The organism is Haloprofundus sp. MHR1, from assembly GCF_005155585.1.
Classification (GTDB): domain Archaea; phylum Halobacteriota; class Halobacteria; order Halobacteriales; family Haloferacaceae; genus Haloprofundus; species Haloprofundus halophilus.
In genome coordinates this window covers 2983692-3000624 of the sequence record NZ_CP039833.1, presented here as the reverse complement: position 1 = coordinate 3000624, position 16933 = coordinate 2983692, and the positions used below count along the sequence as shown (strand labels likewise).

The 16933-nt window shown below is 67.1% G+C and carries 21 protein-coding genes; 12 read left to right on the top strand and 9 right to left on the bottom strand.

The features are described 5' to 3' along the window. The first annotated feature begins 20 nt into the window (after window positions 1-20). Window positions 21-269 (top strand): hypothetical protein, encoded by a 249-nt coding sequence (locus FCF25_RS15165; RefSeq protein WP_117591024.1) that lies wholly within the window; start codon window positions 21-23, stop codon window positions 267-269. A 40-nt stretch (window positions 270-309) separates the two neighbouring features. Here FCF25_RS15165 and FCF25_RS15160 read toward each other — a convergent pair whose 3' ends face one another. The 3 genes from FCF25_RS15160 to FCF25_RS15150 all read right to left on the bottom strand — a co-directional run bounded on the left by FCF25_RS15160 (window position 310) and on the right by FCF25_RS15150 (window position 2283). Further along, window positions 310-936, bottom strand: coding sequence for a transcriptional regulator (locus tag FCF25_RS15160; protein WP_117591025.1), 627 nt, complete (start codon window positions 934-936; stop codon window positions 310-312). Window positions 937-955: 19 nt separating this feature from the next. Then, entirely contained in the window at window positions 956-1585 is a 630-nt protein-coding gene (locus tag FCF25_RS15155) for a CDP-4-keto-6-deoxy-D-glucose-3-dehydrase (protein ID WP_137049286.1), read from the bottom strand. 323 nt (window positions 1586-1908) lie between these two features. Continuing rightward, on the bottom strand, window positions 1909-2283 hold the full coding sequence (locus tag FCF25_RS15150) for a YlbF family regulator (protein WP_117591027.1): 375 nt from the start codon (window positions 2281-2283) through the stop codon (window positions 1909-1911). A 116-nt stretch (window positions 2284-2399) separates the two neighbouring features. On the opposite strand from FCF25_RS15150, the gene FCF25_RS15145 reads away from it, so the two are divergent. Beyond that, window positions 2400-3422: a sodium:calcium antiporter gene (locus FCF25_RS15145; RefSeq protein ID WP_137049285.1), complete on the top strand. Its 1023-nt coding sequence runs from the start codon at window positions 2400-2402 to the stop codon at window positions 3420-3422. Between the two features lie 42 nt (window positions 3423-3464). Here the strand turns inward: FCF25_RS15145 and FCF25_RS15140 are convergent, their stop codons facing one another. The 3 genes from FCF25_RS15140 to FCF25_RS15130 all read right to left on the bottom strand — a co-directional run bounded on the left by FCF25_RS15140 (window position 3465) and on the right by FCF25_RS15130 (window position 4846). Beyond that, entirely contained in the window at window positions 3465-3881 is a 417-nt protein-coding gene (locus tag FCF25_RS15140; RefSeq protein ID WP_137049284.1) for an HIT family protein, read from the bottom strand. A gap of 33 nt (window positions 3882-3914) precedes the next feature. Beyond that, entirely contained in the window at window positions 3915-4571 is a 657-nt protein-coding gene (locus FCF25_RS15135) for an alpha/beta hydrolase (protein ID WP_137049283.1), read from the bottom strand. Between the two features lie 83 nt (window positions 4572-4654). Then, window positions 4655-4846 carry a hypothetical protein gene (locus FCF25_RS15130; RefSeq protein WP_117591031.1) on the bottom strand — a complete coding sequence of 64 codons (192 nt, stop codon included), beginning with the start codon at window positions 4844-4846 and terminating at the stop codon, window positions 4655-4657. 304 nt (window positions 4847-5150) lie between these two features. On the opposite strand from FCF25_RS15130, the gene dph2 reads away from it, so the two are divergent. The 7 genes from dph2 to FCF25_RS15095 all read left to right on the top strand — a co-directional run bounded on the left by dph2 (window position 5151) and on the right by FCF25_RS15095 (window position 12994). Further along, window positions 5151-6197: a diphthamide biosynthesis enzyme Dph2 gene (gene dph2 / locus FCF25_RS15125; protein ID WP_117591032.1), complete on the top strand. Its 1047-nt coding sequence runs from the start codon at window positions 5151-5153 to the stop codon at window positions 6195-6197. Window positions 6198-6266: 69 nt separating this feature from the next. After that, window positions 6267-6809: a hypothetical protein gene (locus FCF25_RS15120; protein ID WP_137049282.1), complete on the top strand. Its 543-nt coding sequence runs from the start codon at window positions 6267-6269 to the stop codon at window positions 6807-6809. Between the two features lie 68 nt (window positions 6810-6877). After that, window positions 6878-7420 (top strand): hypothetical protein, encoded by a 543-nt coding sequence (locus FCF25_RS15115; RefSeq protein WP_137049281.1) that lies wholly within the window; start codon window positions 6878-6880, stop codon window positions 7418-7420. A gap of 46 nt (window positions 7421-7466) precedes the next feature. Then, on the top strand, window positions 7467-8036 hold the full coding sequence (locus tag FCF25_RS15110) for a ribbon-helix-helix protein, CopG family (RefSeq protein WP_137049280.1): 570 nt from the start codon (window positions 7467-7469) through the stop codon (window positions 8034-8036). A gap of 123 nt (window positions 8037-8159) precedes the next feature. Next, window positions 8160-9368 (top strand): Nramp family divalent metal transporter, encoded by a 1209-nt coding sequence (locus tag FCF25_RS15105; RefSeq protein ID WP_137049279.1) that lies wholly within the window; start codon window positions 8160-8162, stop codon window positions 9366-9368. Continuing rightward, window positions 9369-11387, top strand: coding sequence for a hydantoinase/oxoprolinase family protein (locus FCF25_RS15100; RefSeq protein ID WP_137049278.1), 2019 nt, complete (start codon window positions 9369-9371; stop codon window positions 11385-11387). Then, window positions 11384-12994: a hydantoinase B/oxoprolinase family protein gene (locus tag FCF25_RS15095; protein ID WP_137049277.1), complete on the top strand. Its 1611-nt coding sequence runs from the start codon at window positions 11384-11386 to the stop codon at window positions 12992-12994. The genes FCF25_RS15100 and FCF25_RS15095 overlap by 4 nt, the downstream gene beginning before the upstream one ends. A 30-nt stretch (window positions 12995-13024) precedes the next feature. Here FCF25_RS15095 and FCF25_RS15955 read toward each other — a convergent pair whose 3' ends face one another. Further along, entirely contained in the window at window positions 13025-13159 is a 135-nt protein-coding gene (locus tag FCF25_RS15955) for a YHS domain-containing protein (protein ID WP_137049276.1), read from the bottom strand. A gap of 93 nt (window positions 13160-13252) precedes the next feature. On the opposite strand from FCF25_RS15955, the gene FCF25_RS15085 reads away from it, so the two are divergent. After that, window positions 13253-13468, top strand: coding sequence for a hypothetical protein (locus FCF25_RS15085; protein WP_137049275.1), 216 nt, complete (start codon window positions 13253-13255; stop codon window positions 13466-13468). 11 nt (window positions 13469-13479) lie between these two features. Here FCF25_RS15085 and FCF25_RS15080 read toward each other — a convergent pair whose 3' ends face one another. After that, window positions 13480-14253, bottom strand: coding sequence for an SDR family NAD(P)-dependent oxidoreductase (locus tag FCF25_RS15080; RefSeq protein WP_137049274.1), 774 nt, complete (start codon window positions 14251-14253; stop codon window positions 13480-13482). A 133-nt stretch (window positions 14254-14386) separates the two neighbouring features. On the opposite strand from FCF25_RS15080, the gene FCF25_RS15075 reads away from it, so the two are divergent. Together FCF25_RS15075 and FCF25_RS15070 are read left to right on the top strand one after the other, a co-directional pair. Beyond that, window positions 14387-15379: a hypothetical protein gene (locus tag FCF25_RS15075; protein WP_137049273.1), complete on the top strand. Its 993-nt coding sequence runs from the start codon at window positions 14387-14389 to the stop codon at window positions 15377-15379. Window positions 15380-15656: 277 nt separating this feature from the next. Next, a complete protein-coding gene (locus tag FCF25_RS15070; RefSeq protein WP_137049272.1) occupies window positions 15657-16220 on the top strand; it encodes a type 1 glutamine amidotransferase domain-containing protein in 564 nt (187 codons plus the stop codon). Window positions 16221-16305: 85 nt separating this feature from the next. Here FCF25_RS15070 and FCF25_RS15065 read toward each other — a convergent pair whose 3' ends face one another. Then, window positions 16306-16710, bottom strand: a complete 405-nt coding sequence (locus tag FCF25_RS15065; RefSeq protein ID WP_117591043.1) for a helix-turn-helix domain-containing protein — start codon at window positions 16708-16710, stop codon at window positions 16306-16308. Window positions 16711-16933 lie beyond the last annotated feature (223 nt).

Here is a 16933-nt window from a genome sequence, read left to right as displayed (position 1 = left end):
CCGACGCGTCACTGACCAGCATGGACGTCCCCGACGACCTGAAAGTCGCCGCCGTCGCCTCGGCTTGCACCGTCGGTCTCTCGCTGTCGCTCCGCTACGGACTGCGTGTCGACGCGAACCTCTTCGTGCGTCTCCTGCCGCTTTTCGTCTACTTCGTCTACCTGTTCGCGAAAGACGCGCTCTCGGAGACGGCGCTCGGCGAGACGACGACGTGGTACGTCGTGACCGTCGCCGCGACGCTGGCGGCGGCCGTTTTCTACGCGATTTGAACCCGCTCAGGCGATGTTGGCGCTCAGGCGATGTTGGCGCTCAGGCGATGTCGCGGCTGGTGTCGATGGTGACCTCCTCGGTCAGCCGCAGTTTGATAGTCTCCTCTAACGCCCGCCCGCCGCGGAACTTCGGAATCGCCAGTCGATTCTCGATTTCGGAGCCTTTCACCTGCGTCTGCAACTGGAAGACGGCGTCCGACATGTGCTCGGTCATATCTCGGTTTTCCGGTACCGACCGACCGTCGAGCGCGTGTAAGACGGCGACGCCGCCGGTGTTCGTTACGTGCGTCTGTAGCTCGTTGAGGAAGTTCCGGTAGCGCGTCGGATCGGTGCGCTCCAGTACGTCGACGACGTCGATGATGAGGTTCGCGCCCTCCGGAAGCGCCTGGACGAGTCGATTCGCGTGGTCCAGCGCCGCGTCGCCGCCGATGTCGCGCACCGTCGGGCGACCGACTCTGGTCGTCACCCGGTCGAGGGCGTCCTGCACCGCCTGGTCGGAGCGAACCGTCGTCAGGTACAGCGTGCCGCGCGTCGACGTCAGTTCGTACAGCAGCAACTCCGACTGGCTCGCCGGCGTCGCCGCGAGCGTGACGATGCTTCCGGCCGGGATGCCGCCGCCTAACTGGCGGTCGAGCACCGTGATTCCGGTCGGAAGCCTACTTGCCATACAGTTCCACGAACGTGAATCATAATATGTCTTGCTCACGAGAGAGCGCGTTCGCCACGCGGGTGTACGCCGCCCGTCCGCCGCCCGTCCGACGCACCGACTCCGACGGCGTCTCGTACTCCGGAACCGCCGCGAGGAGGGGGCAGTCGAACAACTCCGAGACGGACCCGGGAGCGAGTCGCGTCCGGTTGAGCACGACGCCGACCACCCGCGTCCCGAGCGCGCGCGCCATCGCCGCCGTCTTCGCCGTGTCGCGCAGCGCGGGCGCGCAGAGCGTCGTCACCAACAGCGCCGCGTCGGCGACGCGCAGCGGTCCGGCGGCGTCCGGTCCCGCTCCGGCCGGGCAGTCGACGAGCGTCGCCGCATCCGCCGACTTGACTCGGGCGAGTTGCGTCGCGGTGTCGCCGTCGGGACCGCCCGGTGCGGCCGGGAGCACCGACAGTCCACCCGACGACTCGTGCGCAATCGCCAGCGCGTCGTCGCTCACGTCCGCGACGGTCGGTTCGCGCGGTACGTCCGCGAGCGCGTGGAGGTTCGGCATATCCCGGTCGGCGTCGACGACGAGCACTTCGCCGTCGAGCGCCGTCGCCACCCCGAGCGTCGTCGTCGTCTTTCCGCAGCCACCTTTCCCGCCAGCGATTGCGAGCATACGGACTCTGGCCGCGCTCTCGGATTTGAATGTTCGGACGGTGGTGGAGTGGTGCTGTGGTGGGCGACGACGGAGGCGGTGCTGTGATGGGTGATGACGGAGGCGGTGCTGTGGCGGATAGCGGTGAAGGCGGTTGCGGCGCGGACAGTCGAACCCGTCGTTGTACCGCGAGCGAGGCCGAGAGGCCGAGCGAGCGGGCTGAGGAAGGAGCGGAATCGCCGCGAACGAAGTGAGCGGCGAAGAAGCGACTGACGAATGCTTTTGGTCCAGCTTTTACCGAGTGAGGGCGCTTTGCGCCCTCACGCAGCGTAAAAGGTGGGTGCTTAGTCGTGACAGCAGCCGCCGGCCTCGCCGCCGAAGTCGACGGCGAGCGGCTCCGAAATCGCCCTGTTGATCTCTTCGAGGCGGCTCTGGAGCTCCTCCTGCGCTTCGAGATACTCGGCCATCGTCGGCAGCGAGTGCAGTTCCTGCTGGGCGCGCTGAACTTTCTGTAGCTGCTGTTGGTTCGCCTCGCCCATCTGACGCGCGACCATGAACTCCTCGCGGAGCTGCTCGAACTCCGAAATCTGGGCTTGGACCTCGTCGTCGTCCTCGACTGCGGCTTTCGCGTCTTCGAACGCTTCGTACTCGGGGAGGGCCGCGATGGCGTCGCCGAGTTCGCGGCCGAGCTCGTCCGTCCGCGCCGTCTCGATGCTCATGGGCGCGCTTGGAACCGGAGCGGTTTAGGCCTGCCGAATAGCCGACCGGACGGCGCTCACCGGAATCGACGATCGTACCACCGGGTTATATCCGGTCGACCGAGAACGCTCGGACGATGCAGTCTGCGCTCTCTCTGCTCGGGCTCGCCGTCGTCTCCACGGCCGTCGTCTGGTACGGCAGCGACCTGCTCGAATCCTCCAGCGAGCAACTCTCGGAGCACTACGGCCTCCCGCCCGCCGTCCACGGGGCCGTCGTCGTCGCCGTCGGGTCGAGCTTCCCGGAACTGGCGAGCGTGGTTCTCTCGACGGTTCTGCACGACTCGTTCGGCCTCGGCGTCGGCGCTATCGTGGGGTCGGCCATCTTCAACGTCCTCGTCATCCCGGCGGTGGCGACGCTGTTCTCGGACCGCCTCGAAGCCGACCGCAACGTGGTGTACAAGGAGGCGCAGTTCTACATGCTCTCGGTCGCCGTGTTGCTGTTGGTGTTCTCCTTCGGAGTCATCTACTCGCCGAGGCCGGTCACCGACGCCGGCGGACTCGTCACCACCGTCACGCGACCGATGGCGCTCCTGCCCATCCTGCTCTACGGCCTGTACATCTTCATCCAGTACCAGGACACCGCCGACTACGACCCGCCGTCGCCCGGTGGAACCGTCGACGTCGGCAAGCAGTGGGCGCTGCTGGCGGCGAGTCTCGTCATCGTCGTCGTCTCCGTCGAGGGGTTGGTCCACGCCGCTCGCGGCTTCGCCGACGTGTTCGGCACGCCGGAGTACCTCTGGGGTCTCACCGTCGTCGCCGCCGGGACCAGCCTCCCCGACACGCTCGTCAGCGTCCGCGCCGCCCGCGACGACCGCGGCGTGACGAGCCTCGCAAACGTCCTCGGAAGCAACATCTTCGACCTGCTCGTCGCCGTTCCGGTCGGCGTTCTCATCGTGGGTACGGTCGAGTTCAACTACGGCGCGGCCGTGCCGATGATGGGCTTTCTGACGGTGGCCACCGTCGTGCTGTTCACCGCGATGCGGACCGACCTCGAACTGACCGACGGCGAAGCGACGGTGTTGCTCACGACCTACCTCTCGTTCGTCGGATGGATGGTCGCCGAGACGGCCGGGGTGACCTCGTTCGTCCCCGGGGTCTAGCTGTCGACGTTCGGAGTTTCGGACGCGCGACGCCTCGACTCGCTATCTCTCGTCGCCGAGCACCGCGTGGAGTTCGTCGTACACGCCGTGCTGGTTCGTTCCGTCCCACTGGTTCGAGGCAGGCCAGAGGTCGTAGCCGTCGACGTCTCGACGCGGCGCGAGGTGGATGTGGAAGTGGGGCACCGACTGCTGGGCGGCCTCGCCGCTGGCGTGTAGTAGGTTGACGCCGTCGTAACCGGCCGTCTGCAGGCGATGCGAGACGTCCCGAGCGTGCTCCGTGACGTCCGAGAGCACTTCCTCGGGCACGTCGAAGAGACTCCGATAGTGGTCTCGGGTGACGACGAGCACGTGTCCCGGCGTCTCCGGCGTTCGAGGGACGACGACGAGCGACTCGGAGCGTTCGTCGAGGACGACTCCGGGAGCGTCGCCGTCGACGACCGCACAGAACGGGCAGGGCATCGCCGCAACGATTCGGAGCAGAGTAATTGAGCGTTACGACAGTCGGTTCTCGACGAACTCGGCGAGGTCGCGGAGTTCGTCCTGACCGACGCCGTGACCCACTTGGTACACCGAGAACGAGACGTCCGCACCGAGTTCTTTCAGGCGCTCTGCGGCCGCCTCGGCGCGCGCCGCGGGGATTATCTGGTCGGCGCTGCCGGCTCCGACGAACACCGGCTTTCCGGTGAGTCCGGACGGTTCGAGCTCCGTGTGCGACTCCGCGAGGTAGCCGTGCAGCGCGACGACCCACGCGAATCGCTCGGGGTTCTCCAAGAGGAGCGCGAGACTCGTGATGGACCCCTGGCTGAAGCCGAGCAGTCCGAGGTTCCCCGCGTCGAGGTCGTACGCCTCGACCGCGGCGTTGACGCTCTCCGATACGAGGTCGAGGCTCCGGCGGAACTCCTCTGCGTGCGGTTGGCTCTGGTGGAGGCCGCCCCCGGACATGTCGAGTTCGTACCACGTGTACCCGCCCATCAACCGGTCCGGCGCTCGGAGGCTGACGACGTGTAGCGTGTCGGGCAACTGCTGGGCGACGGGAAGCAGGTCCTCTTCGTCGGCACCCCGTCCGTGGAGAACGAAGACGGCGGGCGCGGGGCCGTCGCTCGATACGGCGGGTTCGACGTGTACGTGTTCCAGTGGCAGGTCGGCCATCGGCCCCACGTATGGCCTCGTCGGTCTTTAAACGGGGAGTGACGCCGACGTAACCGGTACCGTTCGCCGTGCGTCTCGGGACGTTAGTTGACGCCGAGGACTCGCCCGCAGTTCTTGCAACGCCAGAGGTCTCTGGTCCCCGCGCCGAGAATCACGCGCGGCGGGTCGACCGCGTCGTCGAGTTCGAGTTCGGCGACTTCGTGGTCGTGTTCGAGGTCGTCGGTCGTTTCGATATCGGCTTCGCAGTCGGGGCATCGAACCGGTTCCGCGGACATACACCGACTACGACACGCAGACGCATGATTACCACGGTGCGGTGTCACCCCCGACGACGCGCCGACGGTGACTGTGTCGAGGTCTCGCGGCGGCGGCACATCCGAAACCGACCGAGGTCGTTCTCCGATACGTGCCCGAGGTACCCGCGACGGGGCGACCCGCACACGCTCGCTCCGGCGACTCGACGAACGGTCGCGGAACTCCCGCGGTGTCGATTTCTCGTCCGCCGAGCGGCGTCGAAGCCGCTACGCGGCGAATCCCAGAAACGCCGAGGTTAAACGTCCCGACGCGCAAGAGAGGCCAATGAGCCAGGACGCCTACTCCGAGGGGGACCTCAGGAACACGGGCATGGCCCTCCGCCACGACCGCGAGTGGGACTACGAACTCGAACGCATCATCGACGAGATCGAGGAGCGCGACGCGACGAAAGTCGGCCTGCAGTTCCCCGAAGGTCTCAAGCGCCGGGGCCCGGCCGTCGCCGACGACCTCCGAGAGCTCTGCGACGACGACGTGACGTTCCTGCTCTCGGGGCAGCCGTGTTACGGCGCGTGCGACCTCGACACCTACCTGATGCGCCGGACCGACGTGTTCGTCCACTTCGGCCACTCGCCGATGAAGGAGTCGGACAAGATAATCTACGTTCCCCTCTTCTCGAACGTCGACCCCTTCCCCATCATGGAGGAGTCGCTGGAGGAACTCGACGACCCCGAGGAGAACCCCGACGTGGGTCTCGTTACGACGGCCCAGCACATGAACCTCTTCGAGGACATGTGCGAGTGGCTCGAGGAGCGCGGCTTCGAGGTCCACACCCGCCGCGGCGACGACCGACTCACCCACGAGGGGCAGGTGCTCGGCTGCAACTACGCCTCCGCGGACATCGACGCCGACCAGGTGTTGTACGTCGGCGGCGGGAAGTTCCACCCGCTCGGCCTGGCGATGGAACACCCCGACAAGAACGTCGTCATCGCCGACCCCGTCAACAACGTCGTCACCATCGCAGATACGGAAAAATTCCTCAAGCAGCGCTACGGCGCGGTCCACCGCGCGATGGACGCCGACAAGTGGGGCGTCATCTTCTGCACCAAAATCGGGCAGGGTCGCTGGGAGAAAGCCCAGGAGATAGTCGAGAACAACGAGAACGCCTACCTCATTACGATGGACGAAGTCACGCCGGACCGCCTGCGCAACTTCAACATGGACGCGTTCGTCAACACCGGCTGTCCGCGCATCACCACCGACGACGGCCCGCGCTTCCACAAGCCGATGCTGACCCCAGGCGAGTACGAAATCGCCGTCGGCAACGAACCGCTCGAAAATCTGGAGTTCGACACGTTCCACGGCACGTGGTGAGGTCGGCGTAGTCGTCGCCGGCGGTCGTCTCTCCACAATTTTTTCACGTATCTGCTCTGTCCCTCCGCTATGGTCTCCAAACGCGTTCTCCGAGTCGCGGGGTCGGCCACCGTCGCGCTCGTCGCGCTGGCGGGCGTCGTCGCCGCACAGCAAGTGCCCTCGCCCCGGAGTACGCCCCGGTTTTCGCCGCTCGTCGCCGTCGGCGGGTCGTTCGTTTTCAACCTTCTCGTCGGCGGCCTCCTCGTCGTCTTCGTACCGGACTACCTCCGGCGGACTACTACCCGCTTCCGCGACGACCCCGTTTCGACGTTCCTCTGGGGCCTTCTCGCGTTCGTCGTTCTGGTAGTCGGTTCCATCCTCATCATCACGATGATCGTCACGATTCCCGCGATGCTGGTGTTCGGTATCGTCGGGAACATCATCGCTTGCGTGGGTATCGGGATGGCCATCGTAGGCGGTGGCGTCGACGACAGTCTGCTCAAGCCGCTCGCAGTCGGCCTCCTCGTCGTCACGCTCGTCAGCCAGATTCCGATTCTCGGTCTCGTGGTGAACTTCGTCATCGGAATGATGGGCGCTGGTGCGATGGTCAACGAGTTCCGCGACGGTCGCTGAAGGCGAGTACCGAGCGACGCCGGCACTCAACCCCAAAACATTTCATGGCGTTGTTCATTCTCACTGGTATGGTCTCCAAACGCACTCTCCGCGTCGCGGGGTCGGCCACCGTCGCGCTCGCCGCGTTGGCGGGCGTCGCCGCCGCCCAGCAACCGCCCTCGACTCCCAGCCCGCCGCAAATCTCGCCGATTCTGACTTTCGTCGCCTCGTTAGCACTCAACCTCGTCATCGGCGGCATCGTCGTCGCCGTCGCGCCGGACTACCTCCGACGGACCTCCGCCCGAGTCCGCGACGACCCCGTCTCGTCGTTCATCTGGGGACTCATCGCGTTCGTCGGACTGCTGGTCGCCTCCATTCTCATCATCACGATGATCGTCACGATTCCCGCACTGCTGGTCCTCGGTATCGTCGGGAACGTCATCGTGGCTGTGACCCTCGGGATGCTCGTCGCGGGCGGCGCAGTCGACGACAGCCTGTTCAAGGCACTGGTCGTCGGCGTCATCATCGTCTCGCTCATCGGCCTCGTCCCGATTCTGGGCGGCCTCGTGAACTTCGTCCTCGGGATGATCGGCGGCGGCGCGGTGGTCAACGAGTTCCGCGACGGTCGGTGAAATACCGAAGAAACAGCTTTACCCCCGGCCGCTCGTAGCGGAGGGCATGCCGACGAACCGGTTGACGATCTCGCTCGACGACGAGGCGGAGGCGGCGCTCGGCGACCTGGTCGGTCGGACCGACACGTCGCGAAGCGAGGTCGTCCGCCGAGCGCTGACGTTCTACGCCGCGAACTTCGAGGCGGCGACCGCCGACGCCGGGCCCAATCTCGAAGCGTACCACCAGATGCTCTCGTCGGGCGAACACGTCCTGCTGGACGTGGACTTCCTGCACTGCTTTCTCGACCACGTCGAAGCCGAGGACGGCAGGCCCGACCCGGAGTTCCTCGCGGCCGCCAACCGCGTCGCCGACTACCACGCCCACGAGTACGAACGGCGCTTCGACTCGCTCGGCGAGCTGCTCGACTGGCTCTCGTTCTGCGGCTTCCTCACGGTCCGGCGGACCGAAGGCGGCACGGAGCGTCGCACCTACCACGTCGTCTTTCCCTCCGAATCGGTCAAGTGGTTCATGCTCGGGTTCATCGACCGCTCCACCACCAACCTCTCGTTCGACCTCACCATCAACGAGGGCGTCTCGAAGGTGTTGTTGACCGAGACGCGGGGTTCCGGCGGCTGAACGACGCGACGGCTGTCGAGACTGCACGGTCGTTCATACCTGTTCACACGGGCCGCGTATTCGGTGTTCACCGGTCTCAACAACCCTTTTGCCGTGAGCGAGAAGTGTGTGAATACAGCACATATGTCACTCGTAGACAGACTGAAAACCATCGGTCCCGGTGCGATGGTCGCCGCGGCGTTCATCGGCCCCGGGACGGTAACGACCGCGAGCGTCACCGGCGCGGAGTTCGGCTACGCGCTCGTCTGGACTATCCTCTTTTCCATCGTCGCGACGATCGTCCTCCAGGAGATGAGCGCCCGACTGGGGCTCGTCTCTCGCGAGGGACTCGGCGAGGCGTTGCGTAACCAGTTCGACAACGAGGTCGCGAAGTGGGCCACCATCGTCCTCGTCGTCTCGGCCATCGGCATCGGTACCGCCGCCTACGAAGCCGGGAATATTCTCGGCGGCGCGGCGGGGCTGGAGACGATAACCGGCGTGAGCGCGACGTGGTGGGGCATCCTGATGGGCCTCGTCGCCGGCGCGCTGCTCTACACGGGGAAGTACGAACTCATCGAGCGGGTGCTCGTCGGGCTCGTCGCGTTGATGGCGTTCTCGTTTCTCGCCTCGGCGGTGCTCATCGGCCCCGACCTCGGCGCGCTCGCGCTCGGGTTCGTCCCGGCGGTCCCCGAGGGGTCGCTGTTTCTCATCACCGGGCTCATCGGAACGACGGTCGTCGGCTACAACCTCTTTCTGCACGCGAGCAACGTCCAGGAGCGCTGGGCCGGCCCCGGCGACCTTCGCGAGTGCCGGACCGACACGGTGCTCTCGATCGTCGGCGGCGGCGTCATCACCATCGCCATCCTCGTGACGGCGGCCGCGGCGTTCCCCGTCGGCACCGAGATCGATGACGTCGGTCGGATGGCCGAACAGCTCCGACCCATCGCCGGGCCGTACGCGACGCTCTTCTTCAGCATCGGCCTCTTCGCCGCCGGGTTCACGAGCGCGACGACCGCCCCGCTCGCGGGCGCGTACGCAACCGCGGGAGCGCTCGGCTGGGAGTCGGACCTCTCGGACACCAAGTTCCGCGCCGTCTGGGCGGTCATCCTCACCGTCGGCGTCTCGTCGGTGCTGCTCGGCGGGAGTCCGGTCGAGATCATCGTCTTCGCGCAGGTCGTTAACGGAATCTTGCTCCCTATCGTCGCCATCTTCCTCATCGTCGCGATGAACTCGGACACACTCCTCGGCGAGTACACGAACGGCACGGAACAGAACGTCCTCGGCGGCATCGTCACCGCCATCGTCGTCTGGCTCGGCATCCGAACGCTGCTCGAAGTCGCGGGGGTGCTCTGAGTGCCCTCGCACATCGGCGTCGACGTGGGCGGCACGTTCACCGACGTCGTCCTCCTGACCGACGACGGGTCGCTCGTCACCGCGAAAGTTCCCAGCACCGACGACCAGAGCGTCGGCGTGATGGAGGGCATCGAGAAAGCCTGTGCGGAGGCCGACCTCGACCCCGCGAGGCTCGACGCGTTCTCGCACGCGATGACCGTCTCGGTCAACGCGCTGCTCGAATCGAACGGTGCAAAGACGGCGCTCGTCACCACCGAGGGCTTCCGCGACGTGCTCGAAATCAGACGCCAAAACCGTCCGAGCCTCTACGACCTCGACGCCGAACTCCCCGACCCGCTCGTCCCCCGTCGTCGCCGTTTCGAGGTCGACGAGCGCGCGACCGCCGACGGGGTCGAACGCGCCGTCGACGCCGACGAAATCCGCGACCTCGCCGGCGACATCGAGGCCGCGGGAGCCGAGAGCGTCACCGTCTCGCTCCTTCACGCGTACGCGCACCCGGAGAACGAGCAGGCCGTCGCCGATGTACTCCGGGAGGAACTCGACGTCCCGATTTCGGTGTCCCACGAGGTGCTCGCGGAGTTCCGCGAGTACGAGCGAACCTCGACGACCGTCGTCGACGCGTACGTCACACCGGCCATCGACGCCTACGTCGGCCGTCTCGAAGAGCGAGCGAGCGACGCCGGCGTTCCGACGCCGCGAATCATGCAGTCGAACGGCGGCATCGCGTCGGCCGAGACGGTACGAAAGCACGCGGTGACGACGGCGCTCTCCGGACCCGCCGCGGGCGTCGTCGGCGCGGGGGCGACCGTCGAAGCGGCCGAGTCGCTGCGCGGCCTCGTCACCTTCGACATGGGCGGCACCTCCAGCGACGTGAGCCTCGTCCGCGACGGCGAGGTCGAACGGACCACCGACGCCGAGATAAACGGCCACCCCATCCGCGTGCCGATGGTCGACGTGCACACCGTCGGCGCGGGCGGCGGGAGCGTCGCGTGGGTCGACGCCGGCGGCGCGCTCCGCGTCGGCCCCGAGTCGGCGGGCGCGAACCCCGGACCGGCCTCGTACGGTCGCGGCGGCGAGAAGCCGACCGTCACCGACGCGAACGTCGTGCTCGGCTACATCGGCGGGGACACCGCCCTCGGCGGCGAACTCTCGCTCGACGTCGACGCCGCCCGCGACGCGCTCTCCGTCCTCGCCGACGATGCCGACCTGCCCGACGCGCTCGCCGCTGCGCGGGGCGTCTACCGCGTCGCCAACGCGAACATGACTCGCGCCATCCGAACTATCACCGTCGAACGCGGCCACGACCCCCGGCAGTTCGCGCTCGCCGCCTTCGGCGGTGCGGGGCCGATGCACGCGGCCGCGCTCGCCGACGAGTTGGGCGTCGAAACGGTCGTCGTCCCGCGCGCCTGCGGGGTGCTCTCGGCGTACGGACTCCTCGCGGCCGACGAGAAACACGACTCGGTCCGGACCGTCCGGACCTCGCTCGCCGACGTGGACCCCGACCGCGTCGAATCGGCGTACGACGACCTCCGCGCCGACGTGTTGGCCGACGTCTCCGCGCCCGACGACGCGAGTATCGACCGCGTCGCCGACCTCCGCTACGTCGGCCAGAGCTTCGAACTCTCCGTCCCCGTCGGCGACGAGTTCGACGCCGAGGCGGTCGCCGAACGCTTCACCGCGGCGCACGAGGAGGCGTACGGCTACACGCTCTCGGACCCCGTCGAACTCGTCAACCTCCGGCTGACGGCGACGGTCGAACGCGACCCGCTGTCGGTCGATTACGAGGGTGCGGGCGACCCGGTTCGCGGGACGCGAGAGGCGTTCTTCGGACTCGACGGCGGCGGCGAGTTCTACGAGACGACCGTCTACGACCGCGAGGCGCTCGGCGTCGGTGCGACGTTCGACGGCCCCGCGATTCTCGAACAGGACGAGAGCACCGCCGTCGTCCCGCCCGGGTGGTCCGGCGAGGTCGAGGCCGACGGCACCGTCGTCCTGACGAAGGGAGGTGAGGGTCTGTGAGCTCTCCCGACGCCGAAATCGACGCGGTGACGCTCGAAATCCTTCGCAACCAGTTGGAGGGCGTCGCCGAGGAGATGGGACAGGTGCTCATCACCTCGGCGTACTCGCCGAACATCAAGGAGCGCCGCGACTGCTCGACGGCGCTGTTCGACGCCGAGGGACAACTCGTCGCACAGGCAGAGCACATCCCGGTCCACCTCGGCGCGATGCCCGCCTCGGTCGCGGCCATCCTCGACCGAAATCCGAAACCGGGTGACGTGTTCGTCCTCAACGACCCGTTCGAGGGCGGCACGCACCTGCCGGACGTGACGATGGTCTCGCCGGTCGCCGTCGACGGCGAGATTCTCGGCTACGCCGTCTCGCGCGCCCACCACGCCGACGTGGGCGGGATGACGCCCGGGAGCATGCCCGCCGGCGCGCGCGAAATCTTCCAGGAGGGCCTCCGCCTGCCGCCCGTCCGACTCGTCTCCGAGGGCGAAGTCGTCGACGACGTGATGAGCCTCCTCTTGGCGAACGTCCGCAGTCCGAGCGAGCGCCGCGCGGACTTCCGCGCGCAGATCGCCGCCAACGACCGCGCGCAGTCCCGCATCTCCGACCTCGCCTCCGAGCACGGCCGCGAACGCCTCCTCGCCGCCTTCGGCGCGGTCATCGACTACTCCCGCCAGCGCATCACGAGCGAACTCGCCGACCTCCCCGACGGTACGTACCGCGCCGTCGACGCGATGGAGGGCGACGGAATCACCGACGACGACGTGCCAATCGAAGTCGAAGTCGAGATAGAGGGAAGCGAGGTTCGCGTCGACTTCTCGGGCACCGCCGACCAGGTCGCGGGCAACGTCAACGCGCCGCTCGCGGTCGCAAAGAGCGCGGTCTACTTCGTCGTCCGCGCGGTGACCGACCCGGACATCCCACCGAACCAGGGCTGTTACGACCCCATCTCGGTCACCGCGCCCGAGGGCTCGCTGCTGAACCCCGTGCCGCCCGCGGCCGTCGTCGGCGGTAACGTCGAAACCAGTCAGCGCGTCACCGACGTAGTCCTCACTGCGCTCGCCGACGCCGCCCCCGACCGCGTCCCCGCGCAGGGACAGGGCACGATGAACAACCTCATCCTCGGCAACCGCGAGGCCGGCGGGTTCACCTACTACGAGACTATCGCGGGCGGGTTCGGCGCGCGCCCGACGAAGGACGGGATGGACGGCGTCCAGGTCGGGATGACGAACACGCTGAACACGCCGGTCGAGGCGATGGAGGCCGAGTACCCGCTCCGGGTCGAACGCTACGCGCTCCGCCCCGACAGCGGCGGCGACGGCCAGTTCCGCGGCGGCCTCGGCGTCGAACGCGCCGTCACCGTCGGCGTCGACGCCACCGTCTCGCTTCTGACCGAGCGCCGACGCACCGCTCCGGCGGGCGTCGCCGGCGGGAGACCGGGCGCGGTCGGCGAGAACCTCGTCGGCGGCGACCCCGTCCCGGCGAAGACGACCCGCGAAATTTCGGCGGGGACGACGGTCACCGTCCGCACGCCGGGCGGCGGCGGCTACGGCGACCCCGACGACCGCGACCCGGCGGCCCGAGAACGCGACCGAGAGGACGAGAAGACCAGCGAGTAACCCGCGGACGGGCGACCCCCGAACTCTCGCTCACTGGACGTGTTCGTCTTCGAACTCCGACTGGTGTTCGACGCTGCAGAAGTAGTACGTCTCGCCCTGGTAGTGGCCCTGCGTGGGCGGGTTGTGCTCGTCGACCAGCGACTCGCAGATTGGACACATCGCCATGGTTCGTTCGAACCGACTGCCGCCACGTCCCTCGTTCGTCCGCTTGTATTCTCCACGTCGGAAGCCAACCGTTCGCGGTCCCGACGTTCGAACGTGTCCCGCGCGCCACCCGACAACGACCAACCGAGCGACGAGGAGAATCAGATTTCCCGACAGCGAAACTTCACCCCGGACGCGGAGATGGGGCTCATCGGCGGCATCATCGGCGTGCTCATCGCCGTGCTGACGTTCCCGTTACTGCCGTTTTACCTACTGTTCAGAGTCGTCGACTCGCTCGTCGGCAACGACGAGACGAACCAACCTGACTGACCGGCCCCGACTCAGACGTCCGGCGTCTCCATCACGTCGGGGACGCCGCGGGCGGTGACGGTCTCGCCGACGACGTACGAGGAGGCGGGCGCGGCCAGAAATTGTGCAATGTCCGCAATTTCTTCGCTGAGGCCGATGCGTCGCTTCACCTCGTCGCGCTCGATGTCGTCGCCGGAGACGCCCATCTGGCTCTCGACGCCGGGCGTGGCGACGAACCCGGGGGCGATGCAGTTGACGCGCACGTCGTGGTCGGCCCACTCGTACGCCAGCGAGGTGGTGAGGTTGATGACGCCCGCCTTCGCCGCGCCGTAGTGGCTCATGTACGGCGACCCCTGTTGGCCGGCGACGCTGGCGAGGTTGACGACGCTGCCGCCGCCGTTCTCGCGCATGTGCTCGCCGGCGACCTGCGTGCAGTGGAACGTCCCGGTGAGGTTGATGTCGACGATGGTGTTCCAGCCGTTCGGCGAGATGTCCTCGAACGAGGACATGAACGACGCGCCCGCGTTGTTGACGAGCGTGTCGACGCCGCCGAACTCCTCGACGGTCGCCTCCACGAGCGCTTCGACGGCGTCGCGGTCGGTGACGTCGCACTCGACGGCCAGCGCGTTACCGTCCGATTCGCGGATTCCCTCTGCGACCGGTTCGACGTTGCCCTGCTCGCGCGAGCAGACGACGACGCTCGCGCCGCCGGCGGCGAACTCCTCGGCGATTGCCTTCCCGATGCCGCTCGACGCCCCGGTGACGATGGCGGTCTGTCCGGCGACGCTGAACCTGTCTGTAGACATGACAGAACCCACGGCTGCCGGATTGATAAAGGTGACAGCGTGGCCGTCACTCCCCCCGGGAGTCTCCGACCGGAGCCACGCGCTCCCGGGCCGACCAACTTTCTTGCGATAACTCGTGGTACGTCCCTCACCCATGACAGAACCGGACGTGAGCGACGGCGGATTGTCCCAACTCGGCGACCGTTCAGCGCTCCAGAGAGCGCACGAATGGGTTCTCCTCCGCGGGAACAGGGTCACGCTCTCGGCGCTCGTGTTGGCCGTTCTGTTCTCGGCGGTGTATCTCTTCGTCGCGGTCGGACTGGTGCAGTTCGACCAGTTGCAACCGGTCTACTACGTCTTCGGCGGGTTGATCAGCGGGAACCTCACGCTCGTCACCGTCGTCGTCTCTATCAACCAACTGCTGCTCTCGCGGACGCTCCGGACGCCGGGCGAACTGGAGTCCCAGATAGAGAACACGGAGGGGTTCAAACACCGCGTGGAGAACGCGGCCGGCCGTGTCGCTCCCGTCCGTCCGACGGCGTTTCTCGACCTACTGATGGAGAACACGCGGCGGGAAGCCCAGCGCCTCGGCGGCCTCACGATCGGCCCGGGAAACGACGACGCGTGGGAGGAGATCGACGACCTCGTTGCGTCCGTGACGAGACACGTCGACTCGGTCGTCGAACTCATCGAGAACACCGACGACAGTCCGTTCCGCGCGCTCTCGGCGACCCTGACCACGAACTACGCTGAACAGATCTACCGGGCGCGGGCGATTCGAGAGCAGCGCGACCTCACCGACGAGACCGACGCGGCGCTGGACCGCCTCGTCGACAGACTCGAAGACGTCGACGTCGCGCGCCAGTACTTCAAGACCGTCTACCTGCAGGACGAACTCTCGTCGCTGTCGCGGATGCTCCTCTACGTCGGCGTCCCGGCGGAGGCGCTCTGTATCCTCGTTCTGTTGTCGTTGACGACGACGCCGAGCGCCATCCCACCGCTCGCCAGAGACGTCGTACTCCCGGGCATCGCCGTCGTCGGTCTCGCCCCGCTCGCGGTTCTGTTCTCGTACATCACCCGGACGGCGACGGTCACCCAACGGACCTCCGCGACGATCCCGTTCACGACGCCCGGACAGGAGGAATGACTCCACTGAGGACCGGCGGGTCTGGTCCACGGCTCGAACGCGGCCGCTCGACACACCACCTCACTCGTTCACGGTTCGACCCGCTCGACACTCCACTTCACTCGTTCACGGTCCGACCCGCTCGACGGCGCGGACGAGCGCGGTGAGTCGGTCGGTCGGTCGGTCACGGTGGTCACTTCGAGGCGACACGAACAGAAGGTAGCCGGACGCCGGACGCGGCGAGAGGCTTGTATTTGCCGCCCCGTCGTTTACACGCGCGGCGGCCGTCTCTTCCACGATGGCAGACGAACTCGCCGACACGACCGTCGCGCTCTTCGTCGCACAGCGAGGTACCGAACAGGTCGAGTTCACCGAACCTAAGCAGGCCGTCGAAGACGCCGGGGCCACCGTCGACGTCGTCAGCAGCGGGACCGAGGAGGCCGAAACCGTCAACGACGACCTCGACGCGGGAGAGAGCTTCGAGGTGGACGCGACGTTCTCCGACGTCTCCGCCGAGGAGTACGACGCGCTCGTAGTCCCCGGCGGCTGCGTCGGGGCGGACCGACTCCGCGCCGACGACGACGCGGTGACGTTCGTCCGCGAGATGTTCGACGCGGACAAGCCGATAGGCGTCATCTGTCACGGCCCGTGGACGCTCGTCGAAGCCGGTGTGGCGGACGGACTGACGCTCACCTCCTATCACAGCCTCCGAACCGACATCCGAAACGCCGGCGGCGAGTGGGTCGACGAGGAAGTCGTCGTCGACGCGGGCGTCGTTACCAGCCGGAACCCCGGCGATTTGGACGCGTTCTGCGAGAAAATCGTCGAGGAGTTCGAAGAAGGACGACACGAACGCGAGTGACACAGACGTAACGTCGTCGCCGCCGAAACCCGCGCAGCTCTCCGTCTCTCGGGCGAGGTGATGGACGACCGAGGCAATCGCCGTCTCAGCTCTCGGCCGGGGGCGAGGGGACGGGTTCGTCGTCGTACTTCTCGTTGAACTCGCCGATGAGCTGTCCCATCTTCGCGTACCAGTCGTTGAGCATCCGCTGCATCTCCTGTGCGATTTCGTCGGCATTGCGCGGCCGGTAGACGTGGTAGTAGCCGCCCTGTTCGTAGTTCACTTGCTCCTTCTGGAGAAAGCCCGCCTGCAGCAACCGCTGGACCGAACGGTACGCCGTCGACCGCTCGCGGTCGATCTCGTCGGCGATTTCGTCGACCGTGAGGGGGTCTTCGGTCCCGTTCAGCAGTCGGAAGACGTCCTTGTCGATCTCCTTGAGGTCGTGGAAACACTCCAGCAGTCCCTCGCACTGCATGTCCTGCCGGAGCATCTCGCCCATCGAATTCGCCATCGCTTGGCGGCGCTAGGCGACGCTCGCTCAAAACCGTTTGCATCACCGGTGCAATACTGACTCGAAGCGGAGATTCGCCGGAACCGTCCCGACGGCGTCCCGGGGTGAAGGGACTCGGAGGCAGCGATGCGGGGATACGCGCCGGTGTGCCCGGCTGTCGCCGATTTCCGACGCTGCGTGAACTCGGCTCGTCTCACCGCCGACCACGAACTTCGTACAGCGA

What these genes read in the sequence shown, in the direction of transcription:
- FCF25_RS15105 (WP_137049279.1), top strand. Translation starts at nt 8,160, where the DNA reads ATGTCACTCGTAGACAGACTGAAAACCATCGGTCCCGGTGCGATGGTC.
- FCF25_RS15130 (WP_117591031.1), bottom strand. Translation starts at nt 4,846, where the DNA reads ATGTCCGCGGAACCGGTTCGATGCCCCGACTGCGAAGCCGATATCGAA.
- FCF25_RS15165 (WP_117591024.1), top strand. Translation starts at nt 21, where the DNA reads ATGGACGTCCCCGACGACCTGAAAGTCGCCGCCGTCGCCTCGGCTTGC.
- FCF25_RS15140 (WP_137049284.1), bottom strand. Translation starts at nt 3,881, where the DNA reads ATGCCCTGCCCGTTCTGTGCGGTCGTCGACGGCGACGCTCCCGGAGTC.
- FCF25_RS15065 (WP_117591043.1), bottom strand. Translation starts at nt 16,710, where the DNA reads ATGGCGAATTCGATGGGCGAGATGCTCCGGCAGGACATGCAGTGCGAG.
- FCF25_RS15135 (WP_137049283.1), bottom strand. Translation starts at nt 4,571, where the DNA reads ATGGCCGACCTGCCACTGGAACACGTACACGTCGAACCCGCCGTATCG.
- FCF25_RS15145 (WP_137049285.1), top strand. Translation starts at nt 2,400, where the DNA reads ATGCAGTCTGCGCTCTCTCTGCTCGGGCTCGCCGTCGTCTCCACGGCC.
- dph2 (WP_117591032.1), top strand. Translation starts at nt 5,151, where the DNA reads ATGAGCCAGGACGCCTACTCCGAGGGGGACCTCAGGAACACGGGCATG.
- FCF25_RS15160 (WP_117591025.1), bottom strand. Translation starts at nt 936, where the DNA reads ATGGCAAGTAGGCTTCCGACCGGAATCACGGTGCTCGACCGCCAGTTA.
- FCF25_RS15115 (WP_137049281.1), top strand. Translation starts at nt 6,878, where the DNA reads ATGGTCTCCAAACGCACTCTCCGCGTCGCGGGGTCGGCCACCGTCGCG.
- FCF25_RS15070 (WP_137049272.1), top strand. Translation starts at nt 15,657, where the DNA reads ATGGCAGACGAACTCGCCGACACGACCGTCGCGCTCTTCGTCGCACAG.
- FCF25_RS15955 (WP_137049276.1), bottom strand. Translation starts at nt 13,159, where the DNA reads ATGGCGATGTGTCCAATCTGCGAGTCGCTGGTCGACGAGCACAACCCG.
- FCF25_RS15150 (WP_117591027.1), bottom strand. Translation starts at nt 2,283, where the DNA reads ATGAGCATCGAGACGGCGCGGACGGACGAGCTCGGCCGCGAACTCGGC.
- FCF25_RS15110 (WP_137049280.1), top strand. Translation starts at nt 7,467, where the DNA reads ATGCCGACGAACCGGTTGACGATCTCGCTCGACGACGAGGCGGAGGCG.
- FCF25_RS15080 (WP_137049274.1), bottom strand. Translation starts at nt 14,253, where the DNA reads ATGTCTACAGACAGGTTCAGCGTCGCCGGACAGACCGCCATCGTCACC.
- FCF25_RS15075 (WP_137049273.1), top strand. Translation starts at nt 14,387, where the DNA reads ATGACAGAACCGGACGTGAGCGACGGCGGATTGTCCCAACTCGGCGAC.
- FCF25_RS15120 (WP_137049282.1), top strand. Translation starts at nt 6,267, where the DNA reads ATGGTCTCCAAACGCGTTCTCCGAGTCGCGGGGTCGGCCACCGTCGCG.
- FCF25_RS15155 (WP_137049286.1), bottom strand. Translation starts at nt 1,585, where the DNA reads ATGCTCGCAATCGCTGGCGGGAAAGGTGGCTGCGGAAAGACGACGACG.